The sequence below is a fragment of the Streptomyces sp. NPDC045026 genome (assembly GCF_056432625.1).
Window position 1 is genome coordinate 542,150 of record NZ_JBWKIS010000001.1, and the last position, 14,601, is coordinate 556,750.

Genomic DNA, 14,601 nt, shown 5'->3' on the forward strand with positions numbered 1-14,601 from the left:
AGGCGTGGTTCCGATCAAGTCCGGAGTCTGTGAAGCTTGAACAGTCACGCTCGTCGTGGCAGCCCCCGCCGTCCCATCCCCGTGACGGCGGGGCGCTACGCCGCCACGTCGCCGGCGAGGGCGGCCCGAGCCGCGACGGCCGGTTCCAGCATGAGGAGTTCGCCGCCGAGGCGGCGCGGCACCCGGTGTTCCGGCTCGTGCCGTTTGCCTGAATCGCGTACGACCGTCCGTCCCCGATCGGGGCGTTGCATGGAGCGGCGTGCGTGACCCGGGAGACGTGGAAAGTACGATCGCCCAATGTCTGATACGACCGAAACCACGCCCGGCTGGCTCACCTCCGAGGAACTTGAACTGGCGCGCGCACGCATGCCGATCCTGTACGTCGAAGCCGTACCGGTGCGAGTCGACAACAATGGTGAAGTCACCCACATCGGACTGCTGTTGCGCATCGGGCGGGACGGGACGGTCAGCCGTTCCTTCGTCTCCGGCCGGGTGCTGCACCACGAACGCGTCCGTGACGCGCTGCTGCGTCATCTGGAGAAGGACCTCGGCCCCGTGGCACTGCCTCGCGTGCCGGCGTCCTTGCAGCCGTTCACTGTCGCCGAATATTTCCCGACGCTCGGAGTCACGCCGTTCCACGACCCGCGTCAGCATGCCGTGTCCCTCGCGTACATCGTCCCGGTGACCGGTGACTGCCGGCCCCGGCAGGACGCGCTCGACCTGGTCTGGTTCACCCCGGAGGAGGCTTCGTCGCATGTGGTCCAGAACGAGATGCCGAGCGGGCACGGCGTCCTCCTGAAGCAGGCCCTCGCGTACGTGGGGGCCCTTTCCTGAGCAAGGGGCCGGGCGGCTGCCCCATGAACGCCTCGGCGCCCCCCTGGCAGTTACCTCAGAGGTAATCGACCCCCAAATGCCCGCGGGCTACGTTCAGGTTCTCGTCTTCGCACCGCGAGGACCTGAACGAGGGAGCCCGACCATGCCTGCCTATGGCTTCGCGCATCTCCGCAGCCGCCGGCATCACGCCGACATCATCGAGTACCTGGAGCGCATCCAGGCCACGCTCGATCCCTTCGACGGCCGCTTCGTCATCCATGGTCCGCCCGCCGAAGTGGTCGAGGGGAGCTGGCCCGGCAGCATGGTGCTGATCGAGTTCCCCGGTCTCGCCGAGGCTCGTGCCTGGTACAACTCGCCCCCGTACCAGGCCATTCTGCGGCTTCGGGCCGACCACATCGAGGGTGATCTGCTGCTGATCGAGGGCGTCGGACCGGACTACGACCCGGCCGACCGGGCCGCGAAACTGCATGCGGAGGCGGTGCGTCCGGGCGAGTAGGGCAGGCCGGAGAGTGACGACGAGCGTGACCGGAGTCGTGGGACGTTGCCGTGGAGGGGCCGCGGGAGCCCGGTCCTGCGATGGGGTGATCGGGTGTCATCGGGAGTCTTCGGGCGGCCAAGGGGAATAGCGGCGTCGGATCGGGACTTGGTGGTGAATATGACCGACACTTCGTTCAGCCCGCGCACGCTGCTCGCCCAGAGCCGACTCGGTGTCCTCGCCACGATCAAGTCGGACGGTCTGCCTCAGCTTTCCCCCGTCATGCCCTTCTACGACGAGGAGGCCGGTCTGCTCTACGTCTCGATGACCGAGGGACGCGCCAAGACGGCGAATCTGCGCCGTGACCCGCGCGCCGCACTGGAGGTCACCAGCTCCGACGGCTGGTCATGGGCCACGGCCGAGGGCCCGGTCACGCTCGTCGGACCGGGAACCGACCCGAATGGCCCCGAGGTCGAGGCCCTCGTGGGCTACTACCGCGCCGCTTCCGGCGAGCATCCCGACTGGGACGAGTACCGGTCGGTGATGGTGTCGGACCGCAGAGTGCTCATGACGATGACGGTCGAGCGCGTGTACGGGTCCCAGGCAGGCTGACGCGTTCGCCGGGTCACCTCTCGAGTGAACCCGCCCGGGAGAATGCCGTCCGCCACGGCCGCGCGGCGATCAGGGGACCGGCGTGCCCTTCGCCCCTGTTCACGCAGGGTGTTACAAAGGGGATATGACGCAGTCCCTCGGGCGGCCTGCCGCCCGACAGGAGGGCGCCGTTCTCGGGGAGCCGCGGCCCTCCTGGGGACAGAGCCTCCGCTCCCTCGTCAGCGTGCACAGCGTCGCAGGCCAGGTGTTTCTGCTGCAGCTGACACTGACCGTGCTGCTCGTCGTCGCGGCCGGTACGGCACTCGTGCTCCAGACCAGGGACTTCGCCATGAAGGAGGCCGCGCAGCGCTCGGTCGCGACCGCGGAGGCGTTCGCCCACTCCCCAGGGACGCTGAGCGCCATGAAGTCCACCGACCCCGGCGCCGTGCTCCAGCCCAGCTCGGAGGCGGCCCGCAAGGCGGCCGGCGTCGACTACGTCGTGACGTTCAACCGGGCGGGCATCCGCTGGTCCCACCCCGACCCGAGCCTGATCGGCAAGCACGTGATCGGCTCGTTCGCGCCTGCGCTCGCGGGTCACACCATGACCGCCACCTTCCGTACCTCCGTCGGCCCCGCCGTGAACACGACCGTCCCGGTCATCGACACCGACGGTTCCGTCGTGGGCCTCGTGAGCGTCGGGATCACCGTGGAGAACGTGAACGCCGGGGTGTCGGACAGGCTGCCTCTGCTGCTGGGGTCCGCCGCAGGGGCGCTACTGATCGTGACGGCCGGCTCGGTTCTCGTGAGCAGGAGGGTGCGGCGCCAGACCCATGGCCTGGATCCCACCGAGCTCTCGCGGATGTACGAGCACCACGACGCGGTCCTGCACGCCGTGAAGGAGGGCGTGCTCATCACCAGCGGGGACGGCCGCCTGCTGCTCGCAAACGACGAGGCGAAACGGCTCCTGGACCTGCCCCCGGGCGCGGAAGGGCGGAGCATCGCGGACCTCGGTCTCGCCCCGCACCTGGCCGAACTCCTCGTCGCCGAACGGGTCGTGACCGACGAGGTGCACCGTGCGGGCGACCGCCTGCTCGCGGTGAACGTGCGGTCGACCGCCCTGTACGGCGGGCCGGCCGGAAACGCGGTGACGCTGCGGGACTCCACCGAGCTGCGGGCCCTCGCGGGCAGGGCCCAGTCGGCCCGGGAACGCCTGCAGCTCCTCTACGACGCGGGCGTACGCATCGGTACGACCCTGGACGTCGTACACACCGCGGAGGAACTGGCCGATGTCGCCGTTCCCCGCTTCGCGGACGTTGTCACCGTCGAGCTCCTGGACGACGTCATCAGGGGCGGCGAGCCCAGCGGAGACACCACCGAAATGCGCCGCATGGTAGTCAGGGGCATTTCGCGCAAGGACGTGTTCTATCCGGTGGGTGAACTGATCCGGTTCGCCCCGTTGACGCCGATGGCGCAGTCGATGGGCAACGGCCACGCGGTGCTCGAGGAAGACCTGAGCGAGGTCGGCGGCTGGCGAACCCAGAACCCCGAGCGGGCCCAGCTGATTCTGGAACACGACATCCGCTCCCTGATCAGCGTGCCCCTGAGCGCGCGCGGCGTCGTGCTGGGCCTCGCCGACTTCTGGCGCCTGGAGAGCACGGGGCCCTTCGAGCCGGAGGACCTGTCCACCGCCGAGGAGCTGGCGGCCCGCGCCGCCGTGGCGATCGACAACGCCCGCCGCTTCACCCGCGAACACTCCATGGCCGTCACGCTGCAGCGCAGCCTGCTGCCCGGAGCGCTCCCCGAGCAGTCCGCGCTCCAGGTCGCCCACCGGTACCTCCCGGCCGAAGCGGGGGTCGGCGGCGACTGGTTCGACCTCATCCCGCTGCCCGGCGCCCGTGTCGCGCTGGTCGTCGGCGATGTCGTGGGGCACGGCGTACGCGCGGCGGCCACCATGGGACAGCTGCGTACCGCCGTCCACAACTTCTCGTCCCTCGACCTGACCCCCGACGAACTCCTGAGCCACCTCGACGAACAGGTCGCCCGCATCGACGCCGACGTCGCACGCGACGGCGACGGCGACGGCGCGGGCATCGCCGGGGCGACCTGCCTGTACGCGATCTACGACGCGGTCACCGGACGCGTGACGATGGCCTCGTCGGGCCACCCCGGACCGGCAGTGGTCCGCCCCGACGGCACCGTCACCTTCCTCGACGTTCCCGTGTCCCCGCCCCTCGGGCTCGGCGCCAGCATGCCGATGGAGACCCTCGAACTGCTCCTGCCCGAAGGCTCCCGGCTCGTGCTGTACACCGACGGCCTGATCGAGGACCGCCACCGCGACTTCGACACCGGCACCGAGCTGCTGCGCGCCGCCCTGACCAGCAAGGTGGACCGTACACCCGAGGAGACCTGCGCGGACGTCCTCGACGCGGTGCTGCCGGGACGGCCCGACGACGACGTCGCCCTGATGGTGGCCCGCACCCGGCTCCTCGACCCCGGCCGGGTCGCCGAGTGGGCTGTGCCCTCCGATCCGGCGGCCGTGGCCACCGTACGCTCCGGGTGCCTGCGCCAGCTCGACGCGTGGGGCCTCGACGGGATCGCGTTCACCACCGAGCTCCTCCTCAGCGAACTGATCACCAACGCCATCCGCTACGGCACCCAGCCCATCAAGGTCCGCATGCTGTACGACCGCAACCTCATCTGCGAGGTCTCCGACGGCAGCAGCACAGCACCCCATCTGCGCCGGGCCGCCACCACCGACGAGGGCGGACGAGGGCTGTTCCTCGTCGCCCACTACGCGGAACGCTGGGGGACGCGCTATCCGCCGCGCGGCAAGGTGATCTGGGCCGAGCTGTCCCCGCACGCAGGAGAGCAGGAGCTTGTCCCCGACCTCGGCGACGACTTCCTGGACCAGTGGGTGGAACCAGAGATCTGATGGAGCGTCAGTCGGTGTCCGTGGCGGCGAGGACGGCGAGCCGGCGACGGTCGGGCGAGAGCGCGGCGATGCCGTAGTCGGAGCAGCAGTCGTTGTGGAACCACTCCGCGTCGGCCTCGAAGTGGAACCACGTGCTCTGGCTCGCGTGGCGCTCGACCTCCTCGGCGCTCGCGCCCGCGGCGGCTCCGCTGAGGCCCGCCAGCGAGCGCCACGCCCAGAGCCGCCCGTAGGCACCCTGGACGCCCGTGCCGTACATGCCGCCCATCGACGCCGTGGCGAAGAGCAGCCGCCATATCTCGTCCACCGGGCGGATCGCGATCTCGAAGCGCCCCGTGGGGCCGAGTCCGTCGACGCAGGGCATGGGAAGCGTCGGAAGCAGAGTCGGCACCTGCTCCGGTGCGATCGCCTCGTCGAGCCTGAAGACCCACGCCCCTTGGTCACCCCACTCTCCCGCCTCCGGTGCGGCGACGATGCTCTCGTACACGTCCCTGGTGGCGACGTCCTGAAGGGCGCTGCGGTCGGTCGCACGCGGCGTGGGCGGATCCATCCGGCCCTCGGTGGGCAGGACCGACCCGCTGCCGCCGGCGGAGCCGCGCAGTGAGCGGCTGGGGAAGTCGACGACGGCCTCCATGGCGCGACGCTCCACCGGCAGCCACGTGAGGGCATGCCAGCCCGGCCGGACGATCGTCCAGGTGCGCAGCGGCCAGAAGGCGTTGATGTCCACGCCGCGAAGGAGCAACTCGTGGAAGAGGCAGCCGCGCAGATCGTCAAGGCGGTCCGCGTGGGGACGGTCGAACGCGGTGGCCGCCAGATCGGCGGGGTCCTGGTGCTCGGCGACGAGCGAGGCGACGAAGCCCGGGTGGACGGGGCCCACGGACTCTTCGTCGAGGAGCCGCAGCAGATGCGTCAGGCTGTCACGCCCGGGGGTGAGGGCAAGTACCCGTACGACATGGGCCAGATGGCGTCCGTACTCCCTTGCCTGCTCGGCGGCGGCTTCACGCCGGTCGGCGAGGCGCCCTCCCAACTCCCGCAGATACGAACTGTCACCGCGCGCCGCGCGCTGCTCGACCTGGTCCCAGTCGAGAGGGCGGAGGTCATCCATGGCGTCTGTCACGGTCGGTCACCTACAGGGCGGGGACGGCGGAGGGGTTGCGGTGTCACGACCACGATCTGGACCTCGTCCTCGTAGATGACCTGGCCCGGGTCGGCGGACCGGACCATGCGGCATTCGACGCCGTGCGCCGCGAGGATTTCCAGGTAGCCGCCGACGCGGTCTATGAGGTGCGTCGCCGTCGGCTTGAACCAGGCCGTGGCGGTGGGGTTGACCGCCGGGTCGTAGACCGACGGATCCGTCTTCGAGGGGTCGGGGTACGCGAGGTCGTACCAGGCGTTGTTCTCGCGCCGGAAGCGTTCCTGCTCCTCGCTGAGCCTGCCCGCCCGGCCGAGGCGGTTGACCAGCCCGAACACGCCCGTGAAGTGTCCCCGTTCGTTCGGCGTGACTGCCTGGAAACGTACGAACTCGGCGGGATCGCCGCTGCCTGGAGTTGTCATCGGGTGATCCTCGCAGGCCCGATCCGGACGGTCTTCGCGCGTCCCGGATACAGGGTGGCGCTTCTGCCGGCCCTCCCCGACTCAGTGCTCCGCCATACCGCCTGCGGGCGACAGATCCTCCAGGAACACCGGGGTCACGGACACGGGGAAGCGGACGATCGACCCGTCACGCGTCACGGGTACGGGGACCCCGAAGGCATCCACGGCGTGAACCTCCGCATGCGGCCACGGGCGCTCGATCCACGTGGGCGGCTCGTCCTCGCCGGCGAACACGTCCCCTGCCGTCCACACGACCTCCAGGGGGCCGCGGCCGGGCCGCGACACCTCGAAGACGTACAGGTCCGGACGTTCCCCGGCCTCGATGCGGCGCACCTCGTCGGTACCGTCCAGATGTCCGGCCAGGCGGGCGAACGCGTCGGCCGAGGGGTGTCGTACGGTCAGGTCCGGTCCGTCGTAGTCGAGCAGGGCCAGCTTGCCGAACAGGAAGCCCATCATGTTGAGCCGGTCGCGGTAGCCGGGGATCTCGGGCGCCAGGTTCCAGCAGACGGTGCGGGTCACGCCGGCGGCCAGGGCGAGAACGTTGCGGGTCACGACCTGGCGGCAGTTGATCCGGTCCCTGCGCGCGGCGAGTTCCGCAGGGCAGTCCTCCAGGAACATCCGCAGTGAGTCGGGGAGTTCGGCCTCCCGGGCGTACAGCGCCCGCATGGTGCTGCGGTCCGGTGGCTCCGCCTCCGCACCGGTGGTGGGGGATGTGAACGCCGCCATCATCTCCCCCTGGAACGCAGCCTGGGCCTCGGGGAACTCGAACAGGGTCGGCCCGTTGTACTCGCCGGCTACCACAGGCCGTTCGTAGCCGTGCCGGCGCATCATCGCGCGCACGGACTCCACGTGTTCGGGGATGTCGTGCGGGTCGCCGTACAGGTGCACGGAGAAGAGGTCGAACGCGTCGCGGCCGTGCTCCACCACGTGCTCGAAGAAGGCGCGCTCCTCGCTTTCGGGCGGGCTCGACAGCACGTCGTAGCCGCAGCTGCCGAGGACGATCCGGGCGTCGGGGTCGGCGTCGCGCACCGCGCGATGGAAGGCCGTCAGCTGCTCGACGTACTCGGGCGCGGTGCCGTCCCAGAGAAGGCCCGTATTGCTCGGCTCGTTGTTGCACTGCCAGTAGTCGATACGGCCCCTGCAGCGGGTCACGAGGCTGCTCACGAAGCGCGCGTACCTCGCATTGTCCTGCGCCGGCGACGACGGCAGGAAGGCTGACGGGTTCCGGGTGGCCCAGGGCGAGCTCGAACAGACCGTGATCCATGCCTCGTCGGCCGGGTCCAGTTGGTCGAGGATCGCGTCCACCACGGTCCAGTCGTAGCGGCCGGGCTCCGGCTCGACCTGTCCCCAGTAGACATAGACACGCACCAGCGTGCCGCCCAGCGCCCGGATCTGCGGGACGAAGGGATCCGGCTTGCCGAACATGCCGTAGCTGATTCCCCGGACGATGCCGAGCCGGATCCCGCTGGGTGCGGCGATCGGGTCCATGACGCTCTCCTCACGCTTACGTTTATGTCATAAACTCTAGCTGATGGCATAAACTACAGCCATGAAGGACGAGCGGACAGCGGCCGGAGACTTCGGTACGCCCTTGATCTGGACCCGAGCGGAGCCGTCGAAGCGCCGGCAGAGCCCGCTGGAGCGGGACGACATCGTCCGCGCCGCGACGGCCGTCGCCGACGAGGGCGGAGCGGAGGCCCTGACCATGGCCGCTGTCGCCCGGCGCCTCGGGCCGTACACACCGATGGCGCTGTACCGCCACGTGATGAGCAAGGACGGACTCGTCGACCTGATGCTCGACGCCGCCACCGCGGAGATTCCCGTGCCCGCGGAGCCTGGGCCCGACTGGCGCGCCGACCTGCGGGGGATCGCGACGGAGAGCTGGGTGATGGCGAAGCGGCACCTGTGGTTCGCGCAGCTCGTCCCGACCCGCCCCCCGCTGGGTCCCCACATGCTGCGCCGCACCGAGTTCCAGCTGCGTGTGCTCGTGGGGCGCGGCGCCGCACTGGGGGAGGCCGTCGCGTACGCCGCCCTGCTCGACCGCCACGTCTTCGGCGGCGCACAGCAGGAGGCCGAGGAACACGCCATGCGCCGCCGGTTGGGAATCGACACTCCGGAGCGGCTGGCCGCGGCGGTCACCGCGGTCAGAGGAGTGGCGGAACGGGGCGGGCACGAACTGCTGGCGCGATGGATGGAGGAACCGTCCGGGCCCGACATGGACGAGCAGTTCGCCCTCAGTCTGACGTTCCTGCTCGACGGCATCGAGGCGCGCCTGTCAGGGACGTGATGGTCGGACCCCCGAGATACAACAACCCCGGACCTGCGCTAAAAAGGCGACAGCAACTCATCAAGATTCCAGGGGCGAACGTGGCAGACCAGGGCATACCCGACGCATTTCTCGACGGATACGCCCGCATCCTCGCCGGGGCCGCCGCCACCGGAAGGCGTCTGACCCGCGACGAACTCGAATCGCGCCGCGCCTTGGGCGAGCGCGCCGCCGAAGCGGGCCACGGCCTGCGCGCCCTGGTCGGCGCACACCTGGACGCGACGCGCACGCACTGGCCGGCCACCGTGGCGTCGCACGACAGGGTGCTCGCCACCGTCGCACAAGCAGTCGACGCCTTCGCCGAGGGCTACGAGAGAGCACAGCGTCTCGCCGTACGCCAGGAGGAGGCCGCACGCCGGGAGTTCATCGACGACCTGCTGTACGGGCGCAGTGACCTCGGCCTGATCGCCCAGCGCGCCGAACGCTTCGGGCTGCGCCTGTCGTTCGAGCACGCGGTCGCCGTCGCGCAGGGGACCGTCGCCTACGACGAGTCGGACGCCGTCCTGCGAGAGGTGGAGCGCGCGCTCATCGGCCGCTTCGGAGACCGCAGCATTCTGCTGACCACCAAGGACGGCCGTCTCGTCTGTGTCGCCCCGGGCGACCAGGACGAGGTCCTCGCGTTCTTCGCCAAGCAGGCCTACGCCGCCACCGACGGGTGCCAGGTGGCCATCGGCCGCCCGCAGCCGGGCGCCGGTGGTGTCGTCCAGTCGTACGAGGAGGCGCTCAACGCCCTGGACCTCGCCGAACGTCTGGAGCTCGACGCCCCGCTTCTGCGCGCCGCCGACCTCCTCGTCTACCCGGTCCTCACCCGCGACCGTCAGGCGATGGCCGACCTCGTGCACAGCGTGCTCGGCCCGATGAGAGACGCCCGCGGGGGAGCGCGGCCTCTCCTCGACACGCTCACCGCCTACTTCGACGCGGGGTGCGTCAGCGCCGAAGCGGCCCGGAGGCTGTCGCTGAGCGTGCGCGCACTCACGTACCGGCTGGAACGTGTTCACCAGCTGACCGGCGCCGACCCGTCGGACCCGGTCCACCGCTACACACTGCAGACCGCGGTGATCGGAGCGCGCCTCCTCGACTGGCCGTCCGTCGACTTCTGACCTGCTTCTGACCTGCTTGTGACCACCTTCTTCGAGCCCGGCATGATCCGAACGAGAGGCCCTAGGCGTCGACGGACGCCCGCAGCCGGGCCCTCGCCCGCGACAGGCGTGAGCGGACCGTGCCCGGAGCCACGCCCAGAATCCGTGCGGCGGCCTCGGAGTTGAGCTCCGACCAGCCGCACAGCAGAACGACATCGCGCTCCGCTCGGTTCAGCCGGTCCAGCGCCGTGCGGGCGGCCGCGACCTGTTCGGCGTCCGCGATGCGGTCGACCACCTCGTCCGCGAAGTCCGGCAGGTGCTCGCGGGCGGGCAGCAGGGCCAGGGCCGCGCGGTGGCGGCGGGCCGAGCGGGTCTGGTTGCGCAGGACGTTCAGGCCTACACCCAGGACGAACGGCCGCAGCGGGGCATCCTCGCGGCGCACCGTCTGCCGCAGCCGCCATATCTCCAGAAAGGTGAGCGAGACGACGTCCTCGGCCTGCGCCCAGTCGCCCGTCACCCGCAAGGCCATGCGGTGCACCTCGGGAGAGGTGTCGTCGAAGAGCTCCGCGAAGGCGTCGGCGTCGCCCGCCCTGATCCGGGCGCGCAGTGAGTCCTCCATGACCGCATGTCTCCGTTCCGCGGCAGCCGTTGCGTGAGCCACGCCATGGTGCCGGGCGCCGGCGCAACACCGAACGACGCAAAGGCGCTCTTCGGGTGAACACCTGGTTGAGCGCTCAAAAGAAGGGCCCGCGGCCGCAACACGAAGGGCTGACCGGACAGTCCCAGACGTGACCAGGACTCCATACGCCGGAATTCGCGCAAGAACGAACGCCGGACAGACAGCAACCGATCCCGCCGCGCAGTCGACGAGGACGGTGGAACAGCAGCCCGCACCCGACACCGGCCGCACCCCAGCCCCGTCCGGCGCGACCCACACCGGGCCTGCGCAGCGTCCGGACATCCAGGGACTCCGGGCCCTCGCCGTCACGCTGGTCGTCCTGGGCCACGCCGGAGTCGCACGGTTCAGCGGCGGCTACGTCGGGGTCGACGTCTTCTTCGTGATCTCGGGATTCCTCATCACGTCCTCGCTCCTGCGTGAACTGGCCGCGTCCGACGGCATATCGATCCGCGCGTTCTACGCCCGCAGGGCGCTGCGCCTGCTCCCCGCCTCGGCCCTCGTCGTCCTGGTGACCCTCGCCGGATCGTGGCTGTTCCTGTCGAAGATCCGCTTCGCCGAGTACATGAGCGACGCGTTCGCCAGCACCCTGTACGCGGTCAACTTCCGCCTCGCCGCGACGGGCACCGACTACCTCGCCGAAGGCAGCCCTCCGTCCCCGTTCCAGCACTTCTGGTCGCTGGCCGTCGAGGAGCAGTTCTACCTGCTGTGGCCGCTGCTCCTGCTCCTGGGCCGGCGACTGTCCCGGCGTCGCCGCCCGCTCCTGGCGATACCCCTGGTGGCGCTGTGCGTGGTGTCGTTCGGGCTCGGCGTCTACGTGACCGGGCGGTCGGCGCCCTGGGCCTACTTCGGTTCGCACACCCGCGCCTGGGATCTGGGCGCCGGTGCGCTGGTCGCGCTCGCCCTGCTCCGGCCGCCGCGGCTGCCGGCCGGCGTGGCCGTCGCGATGACGTGGGCCGGTCTCGCCTGCGTGATCGCCGCCGCTGTGGGCTTCGACGCCGACACGCCGTTCCCGGGAACGGCCGCGGCGGTACCGGTCATCGGCGCCGCGCTCGTCATCGCCGGCGGCACCTCGCCCGCGTGGCCGGGAGCGCGCCGCATGCTCACCGCACGGCCGGTGACCTGGCTGGGCGGCCTGTCGTACAGCTGGTACCTGTGGCACTGGCCGTTCCTGGTCATCGGGCCGAAGGCGCTGGACAGGCCGGCCGGCACACACCTGGAGCTCGCCCTCGGCGTGGCCGCGCTGCTCCCGGCCTGGCTCACCCTGCGCCTGGTCGAGAACCCGGTGCGCTTCCACCGCGCCCTGCGCGGCCGTCCGGGCCGAGGGCTGCGGCTCGGCCTCGCCCTGACCGCCGTCACGGCGTCCACCGCGCTGGTCGCGGCGGCCTTCCCGCCGTCGATCAGCTCCGGCCGGCCCGCGCCCGCACTCAAGAACGCCCTCGCCGCCGCCCCGGACCCCGGCGCGCGCCTCACGCAGGCCCTCGGCACGACCGGCACCCGCCTGCCGGCCAACCTCACACCGCCGCTGACGGGGATCACGGACGTACGGTCGGCCGTGTACCGGGACGGGTGCCATCAGAACTACGCCAGCACGAGCACGCCCACGTGTGTGTACGGAGACCGCTCCTCGAAGGACGTCGTCGTACTCTTCGGCGACTCCCACGCGGCCCAGTGGTTCCCGGCACTCAACCTCCATGCCCTGCAGCACCATTGGAAACTGATTTCGATGACCAAGGCCTCCTGCAAGGCGGCGGCGGTCACCACGCTCAACGCCCACCGCCCCTACACGACATGTGACCGCTGGCGCGCCGTCGCGCTCGCGCAGATCGAGAAGCTCCGCCCCTCCCTCGTACTCGTGTCCTCCTCCGACGCGGGCACTCCGGCGAAGACGATGCGCGACCCGCTCGCGGGATGGACCGACGGCTACGTCCGGACGTTCCGGAAGCTCTCGCGGTCCGGCGCCCGGGTCGTCGCGCTTCTCGACACGCCATGGCCCCGCGAGGACGTGCTCGACTGCGCGGCCACCCGCCCCTTGAACCTCCGGGACTGCTCGGTCCGCGTCCCCGAGGCGTTGCACGACGTGACCCGCAGGAACGCCACGAAGGCAGCGGCACGCTCGACCGGCGTCTTCGTGATCGACCCGCAGCCCTGGCTGTGCACCTCGCACGGCGACTGCCCGGTCGCGGTGTACGACACCCTCGTCTACCGGGACGAGAGCCATATGGCCGAGGGCTACGCCGAGGCCCTGGCGCCCGTCCTGGGAAGGGCGTTGGAGACCAGGCACGCAGGCTGACCACCTGTCCGGCCGGGTCCGCGACAAGATCCGCCGGACAGGCCCTGGTCCTAGTGCGCCGACGCGACCGGGAACTCCGTACCGCAGGGGCCGCCGCCCTCCGCCTCGGCGAGGAAGACCTCCTGGCCCTCCAACGTGAACGTGCGGTAGTGGCGGGCGATGCGGCGGGCCGAACGCGGTGCGTAGTGGCACACGAAGCTGCGGCGGAAGCGGTCCGTGGTCGTGTTGGGCTCGGAGCCGTGGACCAGGCTGCCGTTGAAGAAGAGGACGTCGCCCGGCTCCATGTCGACGGGCACGCGCGCAAGTCCTGCCGGCGGCGGCACGTACTCCCTCGTGAAGTAGGTGTCCGGGTCGGCCTCTTCAGGACAGAAGAGGTCCATGAGGTGCGTGCCGGGGACGACTTCGAGCCCTCCGTTGTCGCGGTCCACGTGGTCGAGCGCCACCCACGCCGCGACACACGTGCCCGGCTCGACCCGCAGATAGAAGTTGTCCTGGTGGAGCGCCTGCCCGCGCGCGCCGGGCGGCTTGAAGTACAGCATGCTCTGCGCTGCTATCGGCTCCTCGTCGATCAGCTCGGCGACGATCGCGGTGATCCTCGGGTCGAGGAGGTAGCGCATGGCTGTGTCGTCGATCAGATGGGGGTGCATGATGCGCGGGTACTCGCGCAGCGGATCGTGCGGGCCGTCGGGATCCTGCGCCGACGGCCGGAAGTGTCCTGGTACGGCTCCTCGCCGGGGGTAGTCCATGAAACCGTCGGTGAGGGCGGCCACTTCTTCGCGTGACAGGAGCTGGCGCGCGATCGCGTAGCCCGAGGTCCGGAAGGTCGAGATGTCGACTGTGTTCATGGGACGACCGTAGAACCGTCCTGGTGTGCCAGGCTATGCGCGTGTCCGCCACAGACCTTCGTGAAACTGCTGCGCCGCCTCCGGGTGTCCTGATCGTCGGCCGGTACGACGGGCAGCCCGACTACGCGGTCCGCAGGACGGCCGGCGCCGCGAGCTGGCTGCTGCTGTGGACGGAGTCCGGTGCCGGTCACGTCAGCCAGGGCGGCGCAGGCACGGTTGCGGGACCCGGGAGCCTGGTGCTGCTCGCGCCGGGCGTGCGGCACACCTACCGGACCGCGCCGGAGGTGGAGCACTGGGGACTGTGGTGGGCCCATTTCCTGCTGCGCCCCGGGTGGGAACAGCGCCTGCGCTCGTACGACCTCGGCAGCGGCTGCCACGTGGTGCCCGACGTCCACCCGGGAGCCCGTACCGGCGTCGCCGCCGCGCTGCGGCAAGCGCACGCGGACAGCCGCTGGACCGGCGCCGGCGCTCCGCCCCGTCCGGTGAGCGCCACGCGCCGCACCGTCCCGGCCTCGGTGGCGACGGGACCGGACGCCGCCGCGCTGGCCCTGGGCTCCGTCGAACGCGCCCTGCTGCTCGCCACCTCCCCGTCCGGCGGCACCGGCCCCGGCGATGCACGCGTCCGCCGCGCCCAGGCCCTGATCGACGCCGACCCTGCGGCCGCACACACCGTCGACTCCCTTGCCGGGGCGGTGGCCCTGTCACCCTCGCGGTTCGCCCACCTGTTCGTCGAGGAGACCGGCTCCACGCCGATGCGCGCCCTGCGGGAGGCGCGGCTGCGCCATGCGGCGTGCCTGCTGACGAGTACCGAACTCACCGTGGCCCAGGTGGCCGCGGCCTCCGGCTTCGCGGGCCCCTTCCACTTCAGCCACGCCTTCCGCGGCAGGTACGGCTCGCCTCCGACGGCGTACCGATCCGCCGCGGGGTGAGGGCCCGCCCACCGGGCGGACGCGGTGCCGC

The 14,601-nt window shown here is 71.0% G+C and carries 14 protein-coding genes; 8 read left to right on the plus strand and 6 right to left on the minus strand.

The genetic code is table 11. From position 1 onward, the window contains the following. Positions 1-95: 95 nt before the first annotated feature. Positions 96-251: a hypothetical protein gene (locus tag AC07EJ_RS02385; RefSeq protein ID WP_389481601.1), complete on the minus strand. Its 156-nt coding sequence runs from the start codon at positions 249-251 to the stop codon at positions 96-98. A gap of 46 nt (positions 252-297) precedes the next feature. Here AC07EJ_RS02385 and AC07EJ_RS02390 point away from each other — a divergent pair, with 46 nt between their 5' ends. The 4 genes from AC07EJ_RS02390 (at position 298) to AC07EJ_RS02405 (ending at position 4,832) form a co-directional block, all read left to right on the plus strand. Continuing rightward, positions 298-834 (plus strand): NUDIX hydrolase family protein, encoded by a 537-nt coding sequence (locus tag AC07EJ_RS02390; protein WP_389481603.1) that lies wholly within the window; start codon positions 298-300, stop codon positions 832-834. A 142-nt stretch (positions 835-976) separates the two neighbouring features. Then, on the plus strand, positions 977-1,330 hold the full coding sequence (locus AC07EJ_RS02395; protein WP_389481605.1) for a DUF1330 domain-containing protein: 354 nt from the start codon (positions 977-979) through the stop codon (positions 1,328-1,330). Between the two features lie 159 nt (positions 1,331-1,489). Further along, positions 1,490-1,921: a PPOX class F420-dependent oxidoreductase gene (locus AC07EJ_RS02400; protein ID WP_389481607.1), complete on the plus strand. Its 432-nt coding sequence runs from the start codon at positions 1,490-1,492 to the stop codon at positions 1,919-1,921. A 124-nt stretch (positions 1,922-2,045) separates the two neighbouring features. Beyond that, on the plus strand, positions 2,046-4,832 hold the full coding sequence (locus AC07EJ_RS02405) for a SpoIIE family protein phosphatase (protein WP_478883569.1): 2,787 nt from the start codon (positions 2,046-2,048) through the stop codon (positions 4,830-4,832). A 7-nt stretch (positions 4,833-4,839) separates the two neighbouring features. On the opposite strand, the gene AC07EJ_RS02410 is transcribed toward AC07EJ_RS02405, so the two are convergent. The 3 genes from AC07EJ_RS02410 to AC07EJ_RS02420 all read right to left on the minus strand — a co-directional run bounded on the left by AC07EJ_RS02410 (position 4,840) and on the right by AC07EJ_RS02420 (position 7,910). Continuing rightward, positions 4,840-5,946 carry a DUF6183 family protein gene (locus AC07EJ_RS02410; RefSeq protein WP_478883570.1) on the minus strand — a complete coding sequence of 369 codons (1,107 nt, stop codon included), beginning with the start codon at positions 5,944-5,946 and terminating at the stop codon, positions 4,840-4,842. Further along, positions 5,943-6,383 carry a hypothetical protein gene (locus tag AC07EJ_RS02415; RefSeq protein WP_393585128.1) on the minus strand — a complete coding sequence of 147 codons (441 nt, stop codon included), beginning with the start codon at positions 6,381-6,383 and terminating at the stop codon, positions 5,943-5,945. Before AC07EJ_RS02415 ends, AC07EJ_RS02410 begins: the two co-directional genes overlap by 4 nt. Before the next feature lie 81 nt (positions 6,384-6,464). Further along, on the minus strand, positions 6,465-7,910 hold the full coding sequence (locus AC07EJ_RS02420; RefSeq protein WP_478883571.1) for a hypothetical protein: 1,446 nt from the start codon (positions 7,908-7,910) through the stop codon (positions 6,465-6,467). A 61-nt stretch (positions 7,911-7,971) separates the two neighbouring features. Between AC07EJ_RS02420 and AC07EJ_RS02425 the strand changes: the two genes are divergently transcribed. Both AC07EJ_RS02425 and AC07EJ_RS02430 read left to right on the plus strand, forming a co-directional pair. Beyond that, positions 7,972-8,709 carry a TetR/AcrR family transcriptional regulator gene (locus AC07EJ_RS02425; protein WP_478883572.1) on the plus strand — a complete coding sequence of 246 codons (738 nt, stop codon included), beginning with the start codon at positions 7,972-7,974 and terminating at the stop codon, positions 8,707-8,709. A gap of 80 nt (positions 8,710-8,789) precedes the next feature. Next, positions 8,790-9,848 carry a PucR family transcriptional regulator gene (locus tag AC07EJ_RS02430; RefSeq protein WP_393585132.1) on the plus strand — a complete coding sequence of 353 codons (1,059 nt, stop codon included), beginning with the start codon at positions 8,790-8,792 and terminating at the stop codon, positions 9,846-9,848. Positions 9,849-9,909: 61 nt separating this feature from the next. Here the strand turns inward: AC07EJ_RS02430 and AC07EJ_RS02435 are convergent, their stop codons facing one another. Next, positions 9,910-10,446 carry an RNA polymerase sigma factor gene (locus AC07EJ_RS02435; RefSeq protein ID WP_389481623.1) on the minus strand — a complete coding sequence of 179 codons (537 nt, stop codon included), beginning with the start codon at positions 10,444-10,446 and terminating at the stop codon, positions 9,910-9,912. Positions 10,447-10,615: 169 nt separating this feature from the next. Here AC07EJ_RS02435 and AC07EJ_RS02440 point away from each other — a divergent pair, with 169 nt between their 5' ends. Then, a complete protein-coding gene (locus AC07EJ_RS02440) occupies positions 10,616-12,796 on the plus strand; it encodes an acyltransferase family protein (protein ID WP_478883573.1) in 2,181 nt (726 codons plus the stop codon). A 50-nt stretch (positions 12,797-12,846) separates the two neighbouring features. Here AC07EJ_RS02440 and AC07EJ_RS02445 read toward each other — a convergent pair whose 3' ends face one another. Further along, positions 12,847-13,641 carry a phytanoyl-CoA dioxygenase family protein gene (locus tag AC07EJ_RS02445; protein WP_389481627.1) on the minus strand — a complete coding sequence of 265 codons (795 nt, stop codon included), beginning with the start codon at positions 13,639-13,641 and terminating at the stop codon, positions 12,847-12,849. 35 nt (positions 13,642-13,676) lie between these two features. Between AC07EJ_RS02445 and AC07EJ_RS02450 the strand changes: the two genes are divergently transcribed. After that, positions 13,677-14,570, plus strand: a complete 894-nt coding sequence (locus AC07EJ_RS02450) for a helix-turn-helix domain-containing protein (protein WP_389481630.1) — start codon at positions 13,677-13,679, stop codon at positions 14,568-14,570. Positions 14,571-14,601: the final 31 nt, after the last annotated feature.